The organism is Pseudomonas sp. PSB11 (genome assembly GCF_014596605.1).
GTDB classification, from domain to species: domain Bacteria; phylum Pseudomonadota; class Gammaproteobacteria; order Pseudomonadales; family Pseudomonadaceae; genus Aquipseudomonas; species Aquipseudomonas umsongensis.
On the sequence record NZ_NOIO01000006.1, the window covers coordinates 79,207 to 101,232 of the forward strand.

General features: G+C 58.2%; 17 protein-coding genes. 5 read left to right on the plus strand and 12 right to left on the minus strand.

Going from position 1 to position 22,026, the window contains the following annotated elements:
- Positions 1-7 precede the first annotated feature (7 nt).
- A complete protein-coding gene (locus CGA21_RS09820; RefSeq protein ID WP_188264117.1) occupies positions 8-829 on the minus strand; it encodes a carbon-nitrogen hydrolase family protein in 822 nt (273 codons plus the stop codon).
- 118 nt (positions 830-947) lie between these two features.
- On the opposite strand from CGA21_RS09820, the gene CGA21_RS09825 reads away from it, so the two are divergent.
- Together CGA21_RS09825 and CGA21_RS09830 are read left to right on the plus strand one after the other, a co-directional pair.
- Positions 948-1,751, plus strand: a complete 804-nt coding sequence (locus CGA21_RS09825; protein ID WP_188264118.1) for a helix-turn-helix transcriptional regulator — start codon at positions 948-950, stop codon at positions 1,749-1,751.
- 224 nt (positions 1,752-1,975) lie between these two features.
- Positions 1,976-3,595: an FMN-binding glutamate synthase family protein gene (locus CGA21_RS09830; RefSeq protein WP_188264119.1), complete on the plus strand. Its 1,620-nt coding sequence runs from the start codon at positions 1,976-1,978 to the stop codon at positions 3,593-3,595.
- Positions 3,596-3,619: 24 nt separating this feature from the next.
- On the opposite strand, the gene CGA21_RS09835 is transcribed toward CGA21_RS09830, so the two are convergent.
- From CGA21_RS09835 to CGA21_RS09845, 3 genes are read right to left on the minus strand one after another with little or no spacing between them, the layout of a single operon-like run.
- Positions 3,620-5,128 (minus strand): glucosyltransferase domain-containing protein, encoded by a 1,509-nt coding sequence (locus tag CGA21_RS09835; RefSeq protein WP_188264120.1) that lies wholly within the window; start codon positions 5,126-5,128, stop codon positions 3,620-3,622.
- Positions 5,129-6,070 carry a glycosyltransferase family 2 protein gene (locus tag CGA21_RS09840; protein ID WP_110751715.1) on the minus strand — a complete coding sequence of 314 codons (942 nt, stop codon included), beginning with the start codon at positions 6,068-6,070 and terminating at the stop codon, positions 5,129-5,131. It lies immediately after the preceding gene.
- Entirely contained in the window at positions 6,067-6,441 is a 375-nt protein-coding gene (locus CGA21_RS09845) for a GtrA family protein (RefSeq protein ID WP_020800893.1), read from the minus strand. Before CGA21_RS09845 ends, CGA21_RS09840 begins: the two co-directional genes overlap by 4 nt.
- Positions 6,442-6,690: 249 nt before the next feature.
- Between CGA21_RS09845 and CGA21_RS09850 the strand changes: the two genes are divergently transcribed.
- Positions 6,691-7,815: an OpgC family protein gene (locus tag CGA21_RS09850; RefSeq protein ID WP_110751713.1), complete on the plus strand. Its 1,125-nt coding sequence runs from the start codon at positions 6,691-6,693 to the stop codon at positions 7,813-7,815.
- A gap of 139 nt (positions 7,816-7,954) precedes the next feature.
- Here the strand turns inward: CGA21_RS09850 and CGA21_RS09855 are convergent, their stop codons facing one another.
- Entirely contained in the window at positions 7,955-9,376 is a 1,422-nt protein-coding gene (locus CGA21_RS09855) for an amino acid permease (RefSeq protein ID WP_188264121.1), read from the minus strand.
- 556 nt (positions 9,377-9,932) lie between these two features.
- Here CGA21_RS09855 and CGA21_RS09860 point away from each other — a divergent pair.
- Together CGA21_RS09860 and CGA21_RS09865 are read left to right on the plus strand one after the other, a co-directional pair.
- On the plus strand, positions 9,933-10,391 hold the full coding sequence (locus CGA21_RS09860) for an REP-associated tyrosine transposase (protein WP_188264122.1): 459 nt from the start codon (positions 9,933-9,935) through the stop codon (positions 10,389-10,391).
- A 148-nt stretch (positions 10,392-10,539) separates the two neighbouring features.
- Complete coding sequence (locus CGA21_RS09865) at positions 10,540-13,665, plus strand: transglycosylase domain-containing protein (RefSeq protein ID WP_188264123.1); 3,126 nt, start codon at positions 10,540-10,542, stop codon at positions 13,663-13,665.
- A gap of 74 nt (positions 13,666-13,739) precedes the next feature.
- Here CGA21_RS09865 and CGA21_RS09870 read toward each other — a convergent pair whose 3' ends face one another.
- The 7 genes from CGA21_RS09870 to CGA21_RS09900 all read right to left on the minus strand — a co-directional run bounded on the left by CGA21_RS09870 (position 13,740) and on the right by CGA21_RS09900 (position 21,955).
- Positions 13,740-14,957 (minus strand): hypothetical protein, encoded by a 1,218-nt coding sequence (locus tag CGA21_RS09870; RefSeq protein WP_188264124.1) that lies wholly within the window; start codon positions 14,955-14,957, stop codon positions 13,740-13,742.
- A gap of 38 nt (positions 14,958-14,995) precedes the next feature.
- Positions 14,996-16,243 (minus strand): hypothetical protein, encoded by a 1,248-nt coding sequence (locus CGA21_RS09875; protein WP_188264125.1) that lies wholly within the window; start codon positions 16,241-16,243, stop codon positions 14,996-14,998.
- A 24-nt stretch (positions 16,244-16,267) separates the two neighbouring features.
- The gene (locus CGA21_RS09880) at positions 16,268-16,768 is read right to left on the minus strand and encodes a CS1 type fimbrial major subunit (protein ID WP_188264126.1); all 501 of its coding nucleotides are present in this window, start codon (positions 16,766-16,768) and stop codon (positions 16,268-16,270) included.
- Positions 16,769-16,771: 3 nt separating this feature from the next.
- Positions 16,772-17,512, minus strand: coding sequence for a molecular chaperone (locus CGA21_RS09885; protein WP_188264127.1), 741 nt, complete (start codon positions 17,510-17,512; stop codon positions 16,772-16,774).
- Positions 17,513-17,553: 41 nt separating this feature from the next.
- Positions 17,554-18,837 (minus strand): hypothetical protein, encoded by a 1,284-nt coding sequence (locus CGA21_RS09890; protein ID WP_188264128.1) that lies wholly within the window; start codon positions 18,835-18,837, stop codon positions 17,554-17,556.
- A complete protein-coding gene (locus CGA21_RS09895) occupies positions 18,837-21,359 on the minus strand; it encodes a TcfC E-set like domain-containing protein (RefSeq protein ID WP_188264129.1) in 2,523 nt (840 codons plus the stop codon). Before CGA21_RS09895 ends, CGA21_RS09890 begins: the two co-directional genes overlap by 1 nt.
- A gap of 110 nt (positions 21,360-21,469) precedes the next feature.
- A complete protein-coding gene (locus CGA21_RS09900) occupies positions 21,470-21,955 on the minus strand; it encodes a CS1 type fimbrial major subunit (RefSeq protein WP_188264130.1) in 486 nt (161 codons plus the stop codon).
- Between the last annotated feature and the right edge of the window lie 71 nt (positions 21,956-22,026).

A 22,026-nucleotide genomic window follows, 5' to 3' on the forward strand; every position in this document is an offset into this window, starting at 1 on the left:
CGATCAGTTAACGCGCAGGAATCATCAGCTCCCGCAATCCACAAGCATGTTCGACCAATTCCCCCGGCAACTTCAGCCGCTGATCCTCCAGGTATCGATAATCCCGACGCGCCACCGTCAACCGCTCAAGGTCCAGCTCCAGCGCAAACTGCCCCTCGTCACGCCCGGCCTCGAACAACAGCGTGCCCAAGGGATCGACCAACGCACTGCCGCCTGCGAACAACACACCGCCATCGCCCTCTTCCACCCGGTTGACCATCAGTGCAAACGCCTGGTTTTCCTGGGCTCGGGCCATGATCGCGGTGCGGTGAGTCGGACCGTAGGGGTCCATGTTGCCATTGGTCACCAATAACAATTCGGCACCCAGTTGCGCCAGGGCGCGTGCGGTTTCCGGGAACTCGATGTCGTAGCAGATCAGCAAACCAACACGCACCCCGTTCCACAGGCAGGTGGCGAAGCGATCACCGGCTTCATACACGCCTCGCTCCGACGGCCACAGGTGCGTCTTGCGATACTTGAGTGCGATACCCTCTGGGGTAATCAGCAACGTAGTGTTGTAGAACCGGCCGTTGTCGCGCTCGCTGGTGCCGATGACCACGGCAATGTTGCGTTCACGGGCGGCGGCGACGATCGCGCTGACGGTCGGACCCTCCAGCGATTCGGCAACCTCGGCCACGGACTCCGCGCACGGGAAGCCCATCAGGTGGCTTTCCGGGAACATGATCAGTTGCGTATCGGCAGCGCAGGCGTTGATCGCCGCCAGGGCTCGTTCGAGGTTGTAAGCCGTGTCATTGTCACGGCCTGCCAATTGGGCGAGTTCGACTTTCATGGGGAGTCCTTGTTCTGAACGCCGGAAAGATTGCCCGGTCGTTGTGTGTGCGCCAGTATGCGCAGCAAGCACGCGGTCGAAAATCACGCCGCCGGGGTAACACGATAGGGGTAGAGGCATGACACTCGCGTTGGACGACATCGCCTGGCACCGCTCGGTCGGGCAATTGATCGATGCCTTGGACAAGCCCAATTTCTGGACGCAGTTGGTGCGCTTGCTGGATCAATACGTGCCCTGCGACAGCTGGGTGGCCCTGCTGTTCAGCGCCGATCAGCACCCACAGGTGTTCGCCGAATGCCCAGGCATTGACGCCAGCCCCGACCCGCTGTTCCAGGATTACCTGCGCGGCCTGTACCTGCTCGATCCGTTCTACATCGCGAGCCGCGAGCAGTCGCGCAGCGCTTTGTATCGCCTGTCGGAAGTCGCGCCGGAGCATTTCGAACTCACCGAGTACTATCAACGATACTTTCGTGTGAATGTCGTGGCCAACGAAATACAGTTTAATTGCCAATTGGAGGGCGATCGTACCTTGTGCCTGTCACTGGGCAGCCAGCAACGCTTCAGTGCGCAGCAGATTGCCCTGCTTTCGCTGATCCAGCCATGGGTACTCGGGTTGATGCGCCAGCGTCTGCCCCACGAGACCAACGAAGTGCTGGCGGCCTCGGCCCCCGCGCCGGTACAAGGCGACTGGCGCGTGCAGCTGGAAGCTTCGGTGCAACAACTCATGGGCGCACAATTGACCGCCAGGGAGCTGGATGTCGGACGCTTGATGCTCAGCGGCTGCTCCAGCAAGGAAATCGCCCGCAAACTGGAAATCTCCATCGAGACTGTGAAAGTCCATAGGAAACACATGTACAGCAAGCTGGGGATCAAGTCCCAGTCCGAGCTGTTTTCGATTTTTCTCCAGGCCCAAAACGCCTGACATAGCACTGAAATGCGTTCCTATGGAATAGATTCCCAGTGGCGAGGGGATTTATCCCCGATCAGCTACGAAGCAATCACAAAGCTAATGCAGGCGGTATTTCAGTTAAAACCGCAATGAATGGTTTTGGGGCGGCTTCGCCACCCAACGGGGATAAATCCCCTCGCCACCAAAGCCCATGCCACAGGTTTGCAAACCATTAAGTCCGAACCCAAGGAAACCGTATGAGCCTGTCACTCCTGAGCCGCTACGCCTTCTTTGCCGTCTGCGTAATTTTCACCCTCGCCAGCCTGCCCTTCCTGGAGCACGACTGGCTCTGGCCAATCACTGTCGTCACCGGCATCCTCAGCCTGATCGGCATTTTCGATCTACTGCAAAGCCCCCACGCGGTGCGCCGCAATTACCCGATCCTGGGCAACATCCGTTACCTGGTCGAAGCGATTCGCCCGGAAATCCGACAATACCTGCTCGAATCCGACAGCGACGCCCTGCCCTTTTCCCGCGCCCAGCGCTCGCTGGTCTATTCCCGGGCCAAGAATGAGAGCGCCGACAAACCGTTCGGTACATTGATCGACGTGTACCAGTCCGGCTTTGAATTCATCGGCCACTCGATGCGTCCCGCCCCCTTGAGCGACCCCAGCGGTTTCCGCGTCACCGTCGGCGGCCCGCAGTGCACCCAGCCGTATTCGGCGTCGGTGTTCAACATCTCGGCCATGAGCTTCGGCTCGCTCAGCGCCAACGCCATTCGCGCGCTGAACCAGGGCGCCAAGCTCGGCAACTTCGCCCATGACACCGGCGAAGGCAGCATCAGCCCCTATCACCGCGAACACGGCGGCGATCTGACGTGGGAGCTGGGCAGCGGATATTTCGGTTGCCGCACCGCCGACGGGCGCTTCGACCCGGAACGCTTCGCCGCTCAAGCACGAACACCTCAAGTGCGGATGATCGAAATCAAGATGAGCCAAGGCGCCAAGCCGGGCCATGGCGGGATCCTGCCCAAGCACAAGGTCACCCGGGAGATCGCCGACACCCGCGGCATTCTGATGGGCGAAGACTGCATCTCGCCGTCGCGCCACAGCGCGTTTTCCACGCCGATAGAGCTGATGCATTTCATCCAGCAATTGCGCGAGTTGTCCGGCGGTAAACCGGTGGGCTTCAAATTTTGCCTGGGGCATCCGTGGGAGTTCATGGGCATCGCCAAGGCCATGCTCGAGACCGGCATTCTTCCGGACTTCATCGTCGTCGACGGCAAGGAAGGTGGCACCGGAGCCGCGCCCGTGGAATTCACCGACCACATCGGCGTGCCGATGCGCGAAGGTTTGTTGTTCGTGCACAACACCTTGGTGGGCTTGAACCTGCGGGACAAAATCAAGCTCGGCGCCAGCGGCAAGATCGTCAGCGCGTTCGATATCGCCAGCGTGCTGGCCATCGGCGCCGACTGGGCCAACTCGGCGCGCGGGTTCATGTTCGCCATCGGCTGCATCCAGTCGCAAAGCTGCCACACCAACAAATGCCCGACCGGCGTCGCCACCCAGGATACGTTGCGCCAGCGCGCGCTGGTGGTGCCGGACAAAGCCCAACGTGTCTACAACTTCCATCGCAACACCCTCAAGGGCCTGGCTGAGATGCTTGCCGCCGCGGGCCTTGAACACCCATCCCAGCTGTCAGCCAAGCACTTGGTACGGCGCATGTCGGCGACCGAGATCAAGTTGTTTTCACAGCTGCATGTGTTCCTCAAACCGGGGGAGTTGCTGACCGGTGAAATCAATGGCGAGTTCTACTCACGGATGTGGCAGATGGCGCGGGCGGACAGTTTCGAGCCCAATGAGGTGGCGGCGGCCTGACCTTCTCGGCCTCGACATTGCGCGTCACCAACGCAGCGATTTGATCGGGGCCGGCTCCTTCATGACGATGAAGCCGTAATCGCCAATCAGGTAAATCCGGTAGAACTGGCTTTCCACCACGGGTGTGTAGTCTAGATAACCCACCCGTGTCGCGTTGCGTCGCTCCTTCTCCGCGATCACGTTGGTGATGCCCACTTTCGGCAGGTTTTCAGCCAGCATGTAGAAGTCGACGTTCAGCAGATAATGCAGCACCGGCAGTTGCTTGAACGAACCCGCGGCTCCCAGCAGCCAGTGATCGGAATAGGTCACCGACATGTAGATGCGCTTGGCGTCACGCAAGGATTGATGACTGGCGATGTCGCGTTCAAGGCTGTTCAGCGCACTGCTGGCGAAGGCCTTTTGCACCGTCAGGACCCGGCCATAGGCAAACGACAACGACAGCATGGCCAGCAGCGGCACCAGCAACAACAGAGGCAGGCGTTCATGAAGCATTGCCAGCGCCAGATGACTCAAATAGAACAGCAGCACCAGCAACACCGCAAACCCCATCAAGGTCCTCGCGCCTTCGTTGAAGTCGCGAAAGAACAGCGCGACACCGGACACCAGCAACACCACGACCGGTACGGTCAGCAGACACAGCAGGCCGATCAGGAGCTTCTTCGATCCGCTGTCCTTGCGCCTCATAATCTCCAATGCCAGGCAAACAGCACCGGCAACGGCGCACAGCAACAATCCGGCAGACACCCAGGCAAATCCGCCATGGAACAGCAGCACGACTTTCTCCAGCACTCGCGCGATGTTCATGTGGATTTGCAGCAAAGGCTGCGCTTCCCCGTTGAGCAACAACGTGCGGCCCTGTCCCATGAAGGGAAATGCACTGACGCCGTAAATCAGCCAGCCGAGAAGCAGTTGGGCAATCCTCCAGCCGATCAAGCCGCCCCACCGCTCCCAGCCCACTTGGTCGTTGACCGCCCTGAGTACTTCCAGACAGCACAGGCCAAGAAACACATTGATGCTGACTTGATACAGGCCCAGCGCCAGTGCGATCAGGAAGGAAGGCACCAGCCATTGCAAAATGCGTGAAGGGTGATGAAACGTGATGGCGTAGATCACCGCCACCACGCTCAAGGTCATGATCGGACCGTCGTATTGATAGGTCAGGTTTTGCAGGAAGAACGGATTATAAAAAAGCGGTAACAACACCAGGCAGCAACTGATGGTTGGCTGGCGGAAGTGATGAAAGGTCAGGCTGGTCAGTGCCCAGGACATGGCCAGGGTGGCGATCAACAGCGGCAGGGGAAAGATGTTCGGCGCGCCGTTGCTGAAGGTCAGCGCTTTGTAGAACAACTCGGCGAACAATCGCCCTTCCTTTGCCCAGGCCATACCGGCCGAGAGCGAACGCCAGTTGTCATCAATGTAGGGAAAATCCGCGAGGATCAGCGGCAGGACATACACGAAGGTCGCGAACAGAAAAAACAGCCAGGCCTGGCGTCGAGTGAGTTCCTTGATGAAGAAATCGCTGAACCTGCCCATTTAGGGTTTGCGCCTGTCTTTGCCGCCGACGATGTCCTTCACCACATAACGCGGCCGGTGCTTGGCCTCTATGTAGATCCGGCCAACGTATTCGCCGAGGATGCCGATGCCGATCAGTTGCACACCGCCGAGAAACAGGATGGCAGTCATCAACGAGGGGTAACCGGGCACGCTGTTCCCAAAGAAAATCTTGTCCAGCACCATGTACACCGCGTAAAGCACCGCAAAAATCGAAATCCCGCCGCCGACGTAAGTCCACAGGCGCAGCGGCACAGTGCTGAACGACGTCACACCCTCCAGTGCCAGGTTCCACAATTTCCAGACGTTGAACTTGCTGCTGCCTGCCACGCGCTCGGCCCGCTCGTATTCCACCACCACCGTGTTGAACCCGGCCCAGGACAGCACGCCTTTCATGAACAATTGATGCTCGGGCAAGGTGCGGATCACGTCCACCACCTTGCGGTCCATGAGCCGGAAGTCACCGACGTTCTCTTCGATCCGGGTGTAGGAAATTCGATTCAACAGGTGATAGAACAGCGCCGCGCTGTGGCGCTTCAAGTAACTGTCGGAGGTGCGGTCGCGGCGCTTGGCCAGAACCACGTCCGCGCCTTGTTGCCATTGCTCGATCAACAGCGGGATGACGCTGATAGGGTCCTGCAGATCGACGTCCATCGGGATGACCGCATCGCCGCTGGCATATTCCAGCCCGGCAAACAGCGCCGGCTCTTTACCGAAATTGCGCGAGAAATTGATCAGCATCACCTGTTCGTCCCTCTGCGCCAGGGCCGCGGCCTGTGCGGCAGTGCCATCGGTGCTGCCGTCATTGATAAACACGATCTCGACCTCGGCACCGTCGAGTTTCAATTCGCGTCGTACCGCCTCGTAAAACAGATTGATTGCCTGTTCTTCGTTGAACACCGGGACGATAAGCGAAACCTTCATGAATCACGCTCACGAAACACCACGTATTTGGAAAACAGGAAACCCAGCACCAGGCTCAGGCCGGAAAACAACGCCACGGTCAGCAGGCCATGCAAGCGCCAGACATCGCCGGCATGACCGACGCCGAAGCTGAGTGCCCCCATCGCCAGCATGAACGACAGGTAGCCGCCAACCGACGCCTTGGCGTCAAAGGTATAGAGCGCGTTCATATAAAAGGAAAACGAGGCCGCCACGCAAAAGGCTGCCAGGTTACTGGCCGCTTGCGTGAAGCCGGCAGCCACGCTCAAGAGAAAAAAGATCTGCCAGTGAATCAGCGTATTCGCAACGCCAATCACCGTATAGCTGGACAAGCCTTTGCATGAAAGCCTCATGTAACGCTCCTGCGACAGAACGCTGAACACACAGGTATTTGAGCTTGTCTACTGTCAGAAATCGCAGGTCGACCAACCTTTCAGACCAGCGGTCGGGACTAGCAACCAGGGCAGGAGACATTCCGAAATACCCCGCCTTTGCAATTGCCGGCGAATCAGTCCACCCTGCGCGCCGCCAATATGCGGCGCGCAACTTTTTTGCGCCTTCGGCTAATCCTTTGTTCAATACCTGTCTACGAGACTGACGTCATGACGCTAGCGCGCGATCATCGGATCGATTTTTTTCGCGGCCTGGCACTGATCTTCATTTTCTGGGATCACGTGCCCCACAACCCATTGGGTCAAATCACGCTGCGCAACTTCGGCTTCAGCGATGCCGCCGAAGTCTTCGTGTTCCTCGCCGGTTACGCGGCCGTACTGGCCTACGGCAAAGTCCTGGCGCGCGAGGGCTTTTTGATCGCTTGTGTGAAAATCCTGCGCCGCGCCTGGGTGCTCTATGTGGTGCACATCTTCCTGCTGGCGATGCTGATGGGCATTGTGTTCTTCGCCAACAGCCACGTGGAAACCCGCGACCTTGTGGAAGAAATGGGCATGCATCATTTCATCAGCGACCCTCAGCAGGCCCTGATCGATGAATTGTTGCTGCGTTTCAAGCCGAACCTGATGGACCCGCTGCCGCTCTATATCGTGCTGCTGGCGGGCTTGCCGCTGGTGCTGCCGATATTGGTACGCAAGGTCTGGCCGGTGGTGGCGGTGTCCTTTGCGCTGTACATGACTGTGCCGTTGTTCGGCTGGAACCTGGCGGCGATCAAGGATGGCGTCTGGTACTTCAACCCCGTGGCCTGGCAACTGCTGTTTGTCCTGGGCGGTGCGGCAGCGATGCATGCTCAACGCCCTCGCGTGCCCGACATCCGGCCGCTGGTGCGCCAGCCGTTGTTCATGATGGCGGCGGTGTATTGCGTAATCGCCGCGGTGCTGACCATCGCCTGGCGCTGGCCGCAGATCCACGACGCCCTGATGCCCGCCAGCCTGGGCAATCTGCTGTATCCGATCAGCAAGACCAACCTGTCGCCGGTGCGTCTGCTGCACTTCCTGGCGCTGGCCTACGTCACCGCGAAGCTGTTGCCAAACACCGGCTGGACGCAAAACTGGCTGGCGCAGCAGAGCTGTCGCATGGGGCGTTTTTCATTGGAGATTTTCTGCCTGGGCGTGTTGCTGGCGCCTCTGGCGGACATGCTCAACGCGCTGACCGACGATGCCTTCGCCATGCAAATCTTCACCGCGTTGGTAGGGGCCGGGTTGATGGCGTTGCTGGGGGCGTGGCTTGAGTTCAACAAGCGCTTGAATCGACCGGCTTCGGCGGTCGCCGCCTAGTAGGAGCTGGCTTGCCAGAGAAGGCACCCGAAAGTGCGGCGCAATGCCCAAGGACGCCTTCGCCGGCAAGCCGGCTCCTACAGGATGAAAAAAAGCCCCGATCATTCGATCGGGGCTTTTGCATTTCAGGCGTTACGATTTACGAAGCCGAACGCACCGCACCCTGCGCGATATTGGTCGGTTGCAGCTTGAACATGTAGAACAACACTGTCAGCAGCACCAGGAACGCAGGCCCCACATACAGCGCCACGCGCGTGTCCGGGAAATACGCCATCAGGCCGACCACCAGCACCAGGAACGCCAGCGCCAGGTACGAGCTGATCGGGAACAACCACATGCGGTATTTGAGGCCGGCACGCTCGCTGGCGCTCAGACCTTTGCGGAACTTGAGCTGGGCCAGCAGGATCATCACCCAGGTCCAGATTGCGCCGAAGGTGGCAATCGCCGTCACCCAGACAAACACTTTCTCAGGCACCAGGTAGTTGAGCAACACGCCCAGCAGCAGGGCACCAATCGACAGCAGCAAGGCCCGACGCGGCACGCCATTGCTGGAAGTCTTGGCAAAGCCGGCCGGGGCCTGGCCATTCTGCGCCAGGCTGTAGAGCATGCGCCCGGTGCTGAAGATACCGCCGTTGCAGGACGACAGCGCGGCAGTGATCACCACGAAGTTGATGATGCCCGCGGCAGTCTTGATGCCCAGACGCTCGAAAGTCATCACGAACGGGCTGCCCTGGGTGCCGATTTCGTTCCACGGGTAGATCGACAGGATGACGAACAGCGCGCCGACGTAGAACAGCAGGATCCGCCAGAACACCGAGCCGATGGCGCTGGGGATGGTCTTCTGCGGATTCTTCGCTTCACCGGCGGTCAGGCCGATCATTTCCACGCCGAGGTAGGCGAACATGACCATTTGCAGGGACATCAATACGCCCTGCACACCGTTTGGCATGAAGCCGCCGTGGGTCCAGAGATTGGAAATCCCCAGGGCCACACCCTCGTTGCCGAAACCGAATGCGATGATGCCGATACCACCGAACACCATCGCAATGATGGTGACGATCTTGATCAGGGCGAACCAGAACTCGAATTCACCGAAGGCTTTCACCGCGATCAGGTTGATCGAACCCATGCTGACCAATGCCGCCAGCGCCCATATCCAGCGCGGCACATCAGGGAACCAGACGCCCATGTACACCGCCACGGCAGTGATTTCCGCGACACAGGTCACCAGCCACAGGAACCAGTAGTTCCAACCGGTCAGGAAGCCCGCCAATGGGCCGAGGTAGTCTTGGGCGTAACGGCTGAACGAGCCGGCGACCGGGTTGTGCACGGCCATCTCGCCGAGCGCACGCATGATCACCAGGATGGCCAGGCCGCCGATGATGTAGGACAGCATGATGGCCGGGCCAGCCATTTCAATGGCCTTGGCCGAACCCAGAAACAGACCGACGCCGATACAGGCACCGAGTGCCATCAAGCGAATATGCCGTTCGCCGAGTTCACGTTTGAGCGGGCCGCCCTGAGCGGTCTCGCCGTGGGGCAGGTGATTGCCTACGGGCATGGGGTACAACCTCGTCTTGTTATTGGATATATCCACCGAGTGGCGAAGCGTTGACCGATAAGCCATCGCCTGCCTTGACCGACTCTGCTTCGTGGGCAGGGCCGTCTTGCAGGAAAACCTGCGAGATCAGCGGGGGCAGTAGTATAAAAAGCTGATGGTAGAGATTTTCACTCTATAAACAACAAAAATCAGGAATAAATCTCGGCAAAAACCCCATTCACGGAGATGAATTATCTGATCCTTGTAGGATTTTTCGCTTTTGAAACGATGCCGAATATTGCGCGGTATTCGGCACAGCCGTGGCGAGGGGATTTATCCCCGCTGGGTCGCAAAGCGGCCCCTGCGCCCATTCAGACAGATTGAGTTGTCAGAATTTACGACTGCTGCGCAGCCGAGCGGGGTGGTGCGGCATTCCGATGAATCCCCTCGCCACAGGGGCAACCTCACCAATCCTTCATGACAATCAGAATATTCACTCAACAATTGAGGACCCAAAATGCCTGGCGAGATCTAGCCTGATAGCGTCGCCCGACAATCACGCTAAGGAGGCAATGGATTGCCTACTCGTCCAAATTCACATCGCCTGCGCTCCGGCCGGAATTCCGAACACGGTCGCGCTTATCTCATCACGACAGTCATTCACAAGCGTCAGCCCATCTTTTCCGATTGGCGTATAGGGCGATTGCTTGTTGCGCAATTTCGTCGAGCTCATGACTCGGGGCTAGTGAGCTCAATTGCCTGGGTTGTCATGCCCGATCACTTTCATTGGCTGATGCAGTTGCATGACGGCAATCCAGGGAGCGTTATCGGCGCCACCAAGGCCCGCAGCACCCAAGCCGTGAACAACATGACTGGTCGGTGTGGCCCACTCTGGCAAACCGGCTATCACGATCGGGCTATCCGCGATGGTGAAGATCTCTTGCCGTTCGCACGCTATATCGTTGCCAACCCATTGCGTGCAGGATTTGTAGAAAAATTCGGCGACTACCCGCTTTGGGATGCCAGTTGGCTGTGATGTATCACTTACGTGACAAACAAATTTTTTATGGTGGAGATGAAAGTGGATCCACGATGATTGGGGCTTCACTATTTTTTCACCAACGCCAACCACCGACTAAGCTTCAGTCAAGTCCGATCAATCTGCGTGAATGGATCAATCGACTATGGGCGCTTTACAGCAAACCGATTCGAGTACAACCGTGGTCCAGACTGAACCCGTGGATGAAGCGCCATTACCTGAAAAACCCCCTCGCAGCCGCGTCAAGCACGGCTGGAAAGCGTTTTGGCTTTTGTTGGTCATCATTGCGATTGTCGTGGGTCTGGCAGCGTCCAAGGAGATGCGCACCTCGAGGTTTCAAGCCAGGGAAGTCAGCAAGTTTGCCAAAACCCTGAACTATGAACTCAAACCCGGCCCCAGCGACGCCATTCACTACCCTGGCGCGGGTCCATTCGACGTGCGCCTGGGTTATAGCTCGCTGGACGAATTTCTCCCGCGGCTGCTCAAGCGTGACTACGTCATTTCTGCCCAGACCCGGTTTTCCAAGGCTTTGATGGACTACACGGACAAGGGCCTGTTCGTGCCCTATGCGGAGAAAATCCAGGCAGGGCTGTCAATCACCGATTGCCGCGCCAACCCCTTGTACCAATACAAGTATCCGCAACAGCTCTATTCCAGCTTCGAGGCGATCCCGCCGGTGGTGGTCAACAGCCTGCTGTTCATCGAAAACCGGTTTTTGCTCGACCCTCGCCAGCCTCTTGCCAACCCGGCCGTGGACTGGCCGCGGTTCGGCATGGCGGCCTATACCCAGGTCGCCAAGATGCTGCACCTGCCCGGTCAATCGGCAGGTGGCAGCACCCTGGCCACGCAACTGGAAAAGTATCGGCATTCACCCGATGGGTTGACCGTCTCGGGTGGGGAAAAAATTCGCCAGATGATTTCCGCCACCGTGCGCGCCTATCAAGATGGTCCGCAAACGCTCAAGGCCCGGCAGAACATAGTGCGCGACTACCTCAATAGTGTGCCGCTGTCGGCGGTACCGGGCCACGGTGAAGTCCATGGCATGGCCGAGGGTTTGCGCGTGTGGTATGGCGCCGATTTCAACAAGGCCAACGAAACCCTGGCGAGCGACGCCACGGATCCGAAAAGCCTGGCGGAAAAAGGCCTGGCCCTGCGCGAGATGCTGTCGTTGATGATTGCCCAGCGCCGCCCGTCCCATTACTTGACCAAAGGCCACGATGAACTGGCCGAGCTCACCGACAGCCACATTCGCCTGCTGGCACAAAACGGCGTGATCGATGCGCCCTTTGCCGCCGCGGCCCTGGCCAGCAAAGTCACGTATCGCGACTGGGCGACCCAACCGACCATTCAACCGATCGAAACCAACAAAGGCATCAGCGTGGCCCGCAGCCGCCTGGCCGGGTTGCTCAATCGTCCGTTGTACGATCTCGATCGGCTCGACCTCTCTGCCACCAGCACCCTGCAAGGCGAGCTGCAAACCCAGGCCACCGCCTACCTCAAACGCCTGGCCGACCCGGCCTATGCCGCTGAAGTCGGCTTGATGGGCGAACGCTTGCTGACCCCCACCAGCACCGCCCAGGTGCGCTACAGCTTCACGCTGTTCGAGCTGACACCGGATGGCTCACGGGTGCGAGTCCAAACCGACAGCACCGATCAACCGTTCGACATCAATGAAGGCAGCAAGCTGGAACTGGGCTCCACGGCGAAAATGCGCGTGCTGACCACTTACCTGCAGATCATTGCCGAGTTGCATGACAAATACGGCGAGATGTCCGTCCCGGACCTGAAGAAAGTCGAGATACCGGAACAGGATCGCCTGAGCCGCTGGGTGGTCGATTACTTGATCCAGAACAAAGACCACAGCCTGCAACCCATGCTCGGCGCCGCGCTGGATCGTAAGTATTCCGCCAGCCCCGGCGAAGCGTTTTTCACCGGTGGCGGCTTGCACACGTTCAATAACTTCCGCAAGGAAGACAATGGTCGCAACCCGACCCTGCGCGACGCCCTGCGCGAGTCGATCAACCTGCCGTTCATTCGGCTGATGCGCGACCTGGTGCGCTACACCACGTATTCCGGCCCCAACAACCGGGCCGAATTGCTCAAGGACGACCGCGACCCTCGGCGTCAGGAATACCTGGCCTCGTTTGCCGACCGCGAGGGCACGTCGTTCCTGCTCAAGTTCTGGAAGAAATACAAGAACAAGGACACCCAGGCGCGACTCGAGACCTTCCTCGACAGCATGCGCCCGACCCCGATCCGCCTGGCCGCCGTGCACCGCTACCTGCTGCCGCAGGCCAGCCAGCAGAGCTTCAACACCTTTGTGCGCTCGCACCTCACCGGCGAAAAATCCAGCATCGACAAGGAAAAACTCACCGACGAGCGCCTCGAACGCCTGTACCTGGCTTATGGACCCGGCACCTACGACTTGCCCGACCAAGGGTTCATTGCCAAGGTCCACCCGCTGGACCTGTGGCTGATGGGCTACCTGCTGACCCACCCGGACGCCACCTTCAAGGACATCGTCAAAGCCAGCCAGTTCGAGCGCCAGGAAGTCTACAGCTGGTTGTTCAAGAGCCGGCACAAGGGCGCACGCGACAACCGCATCCGCACCATCCTGGAGATCGAAGCCTTCCTCGACATCCACCAGCGCTGGCAGCAAGTCGGCTATCCATTCGATCACCTGGTGCCTTCGCTGGCCACCGCCATCGGCAGCTCCGGTGACCGACCGGCCGCACTGGCCGAGCTGATCGGCACCATCCTCAACGACGGGGTGCGCATGCCGACGTTGCGCATCGACAGCCTGCACTTCGCGGCGAACACGCCCTATGAGACCAAACTGATCAATGACCCGGACGTTGGCAAACGGGTAATGCCGTCCGAGGTTGCCAAGGCCATGCGCGAAGCCTTGTCCCAGGTGGTCGACGCCGGTACGGCCAAGCGCGTCGCCGGCAGTTTCATCACCCCCGATGGCAAGCCGTTGGCCATGGGCGGCAAGACCGGCACCGGCGACAACCGCATTGAAGCGATCGGTTCGGGCGGACGGATCCTGAGTTCGAAGTCGATCAACCGCACGGCAACCTTTGTGTTCTACATCGGCGACACCCACTTCGGCACCTTGACCGCCTTCGTGCCGGGGCGCACGGCCGAGGCCTTCAAGTTCACCTCGGCGTTGCCAGTGCAAGTGCTCAAGGGCATGGCACCGATCCTGACGCCATACCTGCAACCGGGAAGTCACACCGAGTGCCTTCCTGTTGAAGTCGCCCGACGCTAATCCCGGGTGATAATTCATTGTTGTCGGCAGAACTCGCCCTGAAGGCTTCACGCCTTCAGGGCAGGCGTTTTGCATCACACTTCGGAATCCCAAATCACGATGATGTTGCCACTGTATTGTTTGGAGGGTTCGCCGGGCTTGATCATGTAGTCCACGTAGTAAGGTGAAATTTCGAAGTGCAGGGTGCCGGGTGCGCGATCCACATAAAAACCGGGGTTGAATGTCTGGGCATTCGCCTGCCCGACATGCAATGGACGCCGCGTGACCGGTTGCCCGAAGGTATCCGTCAAACCGTTGGGCAAGGTGACGCTCAGTTTCACCACGGCAGCTCGCTGTGAAACGGGGTCGCGAATCATGCAATCGGTTAATCCGGTGATTTGACACTGAAGCTGCATCTTGAAACGGCTGGACGAAGAAATGTTGAAGGTTTGATCACGAAACAACCGGGTCGGTTTTCGCCCCTGGGTCAGCCAGGCCTGCCATCCCCCTGGCGGAACAAGCTCCACTTTGTCGCCGCCTGGGGGAATATCCACCTTCAAGGTGTGCTCGACATCCAACGTGAAGTTGAGGGTGATCAGATCGTCGTCAGGCAACATGACATCGCCCATGTCGAAATCCTGATGTGGCCCGACGGTGTAATTCAGTACGCCACGATAGGTGCCTGCCGACATCTTGAGCGGGTTGGGCGTGGCCAGCTCGTAGCTGAACCCGGTGTTTTCATAAGCGAACTGGTAGTCCTGGGTGATGTCTTTTTGTGCCTGCTTGGCGCACACCCCCGCATTGGCCGGCACTCGCCAGAAGAACGCATAGTACAAGGCAGTGCCATACCCCACCCCGCCATATCCACAGGGGGGCGGCGCATTGACCCAGGTACTTTGCCAGATCCCCGTGGGCAGAGGCTTCTTGATCGTGTACGCGGCCCCGATCCCGTTCACGCGTATCCTGAGCGTCTCGGACTCTCCGGTCACGTCGTGCACCACCGTGACGTCTCGCCAGGATGAAGGAACCCGGAACATCGGGCCCCGACGCTGCTCATGCATCGCCGGTATGTCTGCCGCCACCCGGAAGCGAACGGGCAACAAAATGCTGAAAACGCCCGCCTCGCAGTACTCGGGGTGATCTCCGCAATACCCGCCCTGAGGGGTCGTATTGATAAAGGTGTTTTGCATCGGCTTCGCCGGATCGGGACGAAATACCGCGGTCATTTCAACGGTGCTGGCGAGCGCGCTCTGCATGAGCGCACCCGCCAGACCCACCCCGGTCAGCTGGATGATTTTCCTGAGTATTTCCATGATTGCTGCACTCCTTTTCACTGCATTGGCGCAAGACACTAAACTTCTGAATCCCATATAACCGTCACGCGTCCCGAATACCGTCGTTGTTGTCCGGGGCGAATCATTTCTGCCACTTCACTGGCGGGTATTTCGAAATGCATCGTTCCCGGTTTGCGATCCACATAAATCCCTGGCATGAACAACTGCGTGCCACTGCCGTCCAGGCGCAATGGCCGACGATTGACAGGTTGGCCGCCCGCGTCCGTCAAGCCATGGGGCAGACTGACGCCAACGTTCAATGGCACAAAGTCGCCGGACAACGGTTCATTTAGCGAGCAGGTATTGCCCAGGACGTACTGGCACTGCAACTGCATCTTGAAACGTGAACTGGCGGAAATATTGAAGGTCTGGTCGCGGAACAGGCGCGTCGGTTTGCGCCCTTGCGTCAACCAGGATTGCCAGCCACCCTGCGGGACCAGTTCAACACGGCTTCCACCAGGAGGCACCTCGACCTTGAGGGTGTGCTGTACGTCCAGGGCGAAGTTCAACGTCAATGAAGGACTGCTGGGCAGCATGATGTCGCCCAAGTCGAAATCGCCGTGGGGGCCGATCGTGTAGGTCAAGTTACCTAGATATTTTCCCGAGGACATGCCCAAAGGGTTAGGGGTCACCAATTCATACGCAAAATCGACATATTCGTAACGCATCCACGGCACGTCGAATTTCGCCTGTTTCTGGCATGAAACTTCAGAAGGTGTTTTCCAGAAAAAACGATACCTTTGTGGCGCAAAAAAACCCACGCCACTGTATAGGCAGGGTGATGGCGCATTCACCCAACTGCTGCCCCACAATTTATTATGGGCCTCTCGATAATCGTTACCTGCGCCCACCAGCTGAATCACATCGTCAGTGACATAAGCAGAGCCGAACCCGGCGATTCGAACCTTCACTGTTTCCGGTTCGCCAGTCGTTTCATGAATGACCGTCAGCTCTCGCCATTGTGCCGGGACCTTGATCATCGCGCCTTGCCGGGCATCACCATGATTGGCCACGATTGGCCCACTGGAGTCGAACTCGATGGGCACCCGCAGGCTGAACATCCCGTTGTCCCGGCATTCGCTGGGATAGCTGGCGCAGTAACCACTGGGAGGGGTGTCATTCTGGAATTGGTTACGCTGCGGATTCGCCGAGTCCGGCTTGAACGAGGCTTGAATTTGTACCTCTTGCGCCCATACCGATGACAGCGATCCCAGGAGCACGGCCATTGCGCCCGCCCATGGTTGTAACGCTTGAAAACGAATCATCCCTTGCGCCCCACACAATCGGTATCAGGCATCCGGCATCACCGCGTTGAAGATCATGTTGACGCTGCCAAAGTAATTGCCGGGCTTGTAAACCCCATCGGCAGGTGGCGTCGGGAGGATTTCCAGCAACACGCGCTTGCCAGGCGCCGCCTCGGCCAGGGACACCACCTCGCTGCTCTCGAGCTCGTTCAACTGTTTGCCGTTGAACAGCACCCGCAAGGCAATGTCATGAGCGTCGGTGCCGTTGGACAGATACGGTCGTCCTTCCAGCCGCGCCTCGATCGAGCCCGCTTCGTTCTTCACATCGAAGTACTTGCGCAAGCCACCCAGTGTCGACGACGACAAGTTCCAAGGCAGTTGCTGTTCGCGATGGATCCAGCCCGGGTCCGATGGAATGACATAAAACGCCTGGGTCGGAATCGTCACGAACACCTCGAAGGTGTGCTCTTCCCGGGCGGCGAAGAGATTGGCGCTCGTGCACATGGCAACAACCGACAACAAGACCTGGGTCAGCTTTGTGCTCATGGGTTATCCCTTCACGTCCAGTTTTTTACTGCGCTCACCTTCCACCAGGGTGAATTGATACTCACGACCGGCCTGTTTTTCGAACTCAAAGGTACGGCCCGCGAGGATGTGATGCTTGGTGGTGGGCTGGCAGTCCTGTTCGTTTTTAACCGAACAATCCTTGAACTCATCGACCACCACCACGCTGTTGCCGTTGTTGCGGATCCGATACGTGCCTGCGTTGTTTTCAATCGCACTGTCGAAGCGTGTTTCCTTTGGCCGTACGAAAAACACCGCGCCGTAACCTGCCAGTACGGTGACCCCGGCCGACAGGGACTTTTTGTAGTCTTCCCGTTCTTCGCTGGACACCGCGAATTCATCCTCCTTCTCCGGCACCACGGGTACGAATCGCACCCGGAAATAACGCTCCCTGTCCCGTTCGCCCATGAACAGCAGACGGGTGCCCTGCATGCCATTGGCCGGCACGATCAGTCGCGCGGGGCTTGCCATCAAACCATCGCGACCGCTGCCATCGGCATTGGTTTTAAGCGGCACTTCCTGTGACTTGCCATCGGCATCGTAGAGAATTTCGAGAATGTTGACCTTGACGAACGCCGTACTGTCGCCGCCATTGAATACTCGCTTCAGATAGGTGCTCTTATCACCGTCCAGATAATCGTAAACGGTGCCGATATTGATACTCGGTCCGGCATGAACCGTTTGGGTGAACAAACAAAAACCCATTAAGGCTAACAAACGCTTCATGTTTCAGTACCTCACTTAATAAAAATGAATATCGAAAACAATCAAACTTCCGAATCCCAGATAACCGTTACATTGCCGGAATAATATCGTGATCGGCCAGGGCGAATCATTTCAGCCACTTCGCTGGATGGGATTTCGAAGTGCAGAGTCCCCGGCCTGCGCTCCACATAAAAACCGGGTTGAAACAGCTTGGTACCGCTACCATTAAGAAGTAGTTGTCGGCGGGTCACGGGCTGCCCACTTGCATCGGTCAAGCCATGAGGAAGACTGACGCTGATATTCAATGGAACAACGTGGCCCGAAATCGGCTCTTGCAAAGAGCAGGTATTGCCATCCTGGGTGTACTGACACTCCAGCTCCATTTTGAAACGCGAACTGGCCGAGATATTGAACGTTTGGTCCTTGAATAAACGCGTCGGCTTTCGGCCTTGTTGCAGCCAGGATTGCCAGCCACCCTGCGGGACCAATTCCACACGATGACCACCGGGTGGAACTTCAACCTTGAGCATATGCTCAACGGTAAGTGTGAAGTTCAGCGTTAGGGAGTCCTCACTGGGTAACATGACATCACCCATATCAAAATCCTTACCGGGGCCGACGGAGTACTGAATACTTCCGGTGTAAGTGCCCTGCGACAACTTCAAGGGCTCAGGGGTTTGAAGCTCGTAAGCAAAGTCAAAAGACTTATAATCAAACTCTGGAATAATGTAGTTAGGTGCTTTATGACAAGCGCTACCCGCCGGAGTAAGCCAGAACGTTTCATGCTCCCTCGTATTTGTACTAGCCTTTATCGCCCACTGACAGGGTGACGGAGGACTCAACCATAGCCCTCCTTGCCATAGAAGTCCGTGAGCGGCGTTAGAACCCAAATCTGGACGCCCAACCAAATCGCGTGCATCGTGGCTGAGGCGATAGTTAACCGCGAAACCAGGCATACGTACTTTCACTTCCGCCGTTTCAGTGCTTGCACCCCCCATTTTGGTAACTGTCAATGTTCGCCATTCCGCCGGGATGCTGAACATTGCGGCTTCACGGCGATTGGTCTCATGGACCCGGATGGGTCTGGTTGCAGTGAATGTAATGGGTGTCCTGAAACTGGACAGTCCTCGTCGCTCACACGCCGGTTCGTTACCCTGGCAGAACCCGGTGAACTTCGTTGTATTGATAAATTTATTGACCAGCGGGTTGGATGGATCCGGACTGAATTTCGCTTCTATCTCCATGACAGCCGCTTCGCTCACTGCCCCCAGCAATCCAGACAACATCAAAACGTTGGCCGTCTGTTTGAGTAGGCGTATCACGCTGATTTTATCCTCCACGCCCACTAACCCCGACCTTCAGATAGATAAGTCGCATCCGCCAACGTATCCGGCGTACAGCGCAAATCGCCGATCATCAGTACGTTGTTTTCGGTGTGCCCACTGTTCGTATCCAGGCGGAACTGGCACAGCAACTGGCTGCCGTGGCGCACTTCCAGGGTTGGCGAACCGGCGTTCATTTCCATGGAGAAGAAGCCGTCCACTTCACTCACCCCGCGACTGGCGTGGTTGATGATGTGGTGGCCCTTGAGCGGGTTGCCCTGGGGATCGATCAGGCGCCCGAGGACGGTCAGGGTTCTCATCACCTTGACCTGGCGATATTCCACGCCCCCCTTGTTCAGGTGATAGCTGGAACGCGACGGCTGGATGGTGGCCGCGGGTACGTGGTTGCCCTCGAAATCAAAACTGACCGAGCTGCTTTTGTAGGCGGTGATCGGCACGAAATTGCGCCCGGGCTTGAGTATCGCGCTGCCGCCGCTCAAATCATCGGCGCGCAAGGCGATGTCCTCGATGTCCGACTCCACGTCAATGATCATGCCGGCGCCGTTGCGGTGGAATTGGCTGGTCATGACCATCTTTTGCCCGCCGACGGCCACGGTGCTATCGAGGTTCAGGCCCCCGGTGAGGTCGTTGTTGAAGGATGAACGCTGGATGAAGCCGTCGCCGTTGACCAGGTCGGAGCCCATGGTCGCCATGGCATTCAAGCCGATGCCGTAGGTGTCGGTGATGGCCGTGGCGGAGACGCTTTGCAGCACATGGTCCTGCAGGGTTTTGCGATAGGTGATCGAGGCATTGTTGTCGCGCCCGCCTTCCCTCGCGGTGCGGGTGCCAATGCTGCCGGAAAGCTGTTCACCGGGGCCGCCCAACGCGATATTCACACTCAAGTCGATGCCGCGATTGCGGTCGTCTCCCGAGCTCACGCTGCCCGGTCGATCGAACAGCGACAGGCGCCAATTGGCATCGCTGCCAAACAGTTGGGTACGCTGGGTCCAGCCCAGGTCCACGCCCGTGCCGTTGGTGTTGCCTTCGCTGTGGGACACCCGGGCATTGACCGAGCTTTTGCTGTTGAGTCGATGGTTTATCGACAGCGACGAGTTGCTGGTCTGGCCAACGAACACGTTGCGCTGACGCACCCGCGTGCCATCGGGCAATGTGTCGTACAGCCGGGTGGTGTCCAGCCAGCTACGGTTATGGCTGGCGACGATGCTGCCGCTGCCATAGGAATACAGCCCTTGCACGTCGAGGCCGGTACCGTAATCCTCGGTCTTGTAGACGTTGGCATAAAGGCTGGCGTTGTTGACGATGGCCCAATCGACCGACGTCCCGTATTGCAGGGAGTCGCGCACCTGTCGAGCCGAAAGGCCCAGGATGACTCGCGGGTGCCACAGGAAGTTGAGCGCGGTCCCCGCCGTCATGTCGCCGTCGGCCTGCTCTTCCCAGTTGCTGAGCAGTTTCGATTCACGACCGGCGAACAGGTTGTAGCGCCAGCGCTCGTCGTGGTTACGCCAGTTGTTGGGTTTGTAGACCAGCTCTTGAGTGCTGGAGGTGATCTGGCCGTCTTCGATCAGACGCACTTCCACTTCATAAATACCGCCGGGCAGCGGACGCGTATCGAGGGTCTGCAACCCGGCAGGCACTGCCTGGGTGTTGATCAGCAAACCATCGCGGTAGATCTCCACCGAGCCCTGTCGATTGGCGGTGACGTAGATCGGATAGACCGCCGGTTTCGGGTTGTTGATGGCCAGGCTGTCGGAGCTGCCGTACATGACCCCCAGCGCGGTGTCAGGGGTGGCGCCAAAAGCCCGTGGCTGGCGGGTCAGGCCTTCGGACGTCGGCGTGAAATAGCCCAGGCGCAGAAAGCTGCCCTGCAGCTCGCGCTGGGTAAAGAGTTCGTATACGGCGTGATAAAGCTTGTTATCCAGACCACCGAGTCGAGACAACTGCGTGTTGACCGTTTGGGTCCAGTTGCCCAGGCTGCTGCTGGCTTCCAGGCCGTAGCGTCCGCCCAGGTCCTGATTCTGCCCGCCGTTGAGGTTCAACTGGTTACGCACGATCAACCCGGTGCTGCCGCCTTCGGGCAAGTTGTAGTAATGCTGTACCTGATCGTCGCGCTCAGCGTTTTCAGTGAGGATCGACACCAGTGAGTTTTCAAGGCTGTAGTGCACGGCCAACAGCTGCTCGGGACATTTACCCTGGCAGCCGCCCAAGGCTACGCCTTGTTTCAGATAATTAGCCCAGATCTCGCGTTCACTGGGCTTGATCGTACTGTCGCTGACATCCGCGAAGTCAATCAGGGTGATTCGATCATCGCGAGACAACACGACCATCGCCTCACCAAGATACCGTTGATCAAGTTCCACGCGCACCGCCAGTGGCACATCAAAGAAATGTTCTTCGAACTCGCTCGGCAAGCCTTTGGCCTGCGCCAGCAAACTTCGAGGTGTGTGGCTGTTATCCATGGGCGCGGCCACGGCAGTTGCGCAAAAACACAGGACAAGCGCCGTCGCGATGGGAGTCATCGGGAACATGAACGAAATACTCTGAGAATAAGTGCGTTAAAACCCGATCGACAGGCAGTCATTGCCCATCGACCGGTAAGTGTTAACGAATAAGGTCGAGCCTTAAGTCAGCGCTTGTCTCAAATGCGCGGGATAGCATCGAAGATCACGACTGGAGTGGCCGTGAACACGCCAGTTTGTGTAGCGGTGGGTTTGGCCGCAGCAATCACCAGATCTGCCCGCATGCCGCCGTTGGATTCGGTATCGCCAACCACTTCCTGAGAAACACCGGTCAAGGTGACACCATTGAAGCTATAGGTCAGAGCGATGTCGCTGCTGCCGTTGAAAAGGGGTTGCGGCCCGCCTTCCACATAAGCACCGACCGAACCGTTGGTGTGTCGAATATCGTAAGTCGCTCGCAGTGGTTCCAAGGTGCCATCTGCCAGGCGGTAGGCCATTTTTTCATCTTTACCGAAGTCAGGATTCACCGGTTGGGCATGAAAAACCTGGGTAGGAACGGTAGCGCTGATGTTGATGGAGGTGCGCGCTTCTTCCGCCGCGAACGCCATCGAAGAGCTGAGGGCCAGGAGGGTCATCGGGACGGCGATTGCAAACTTCTTGAACATTGTTGAGTACCTGTTTTTTTCAAAGGATTGGTCTGTGGAAAGTTTTAGTGATCCGTGCCAGCCACCAAAGT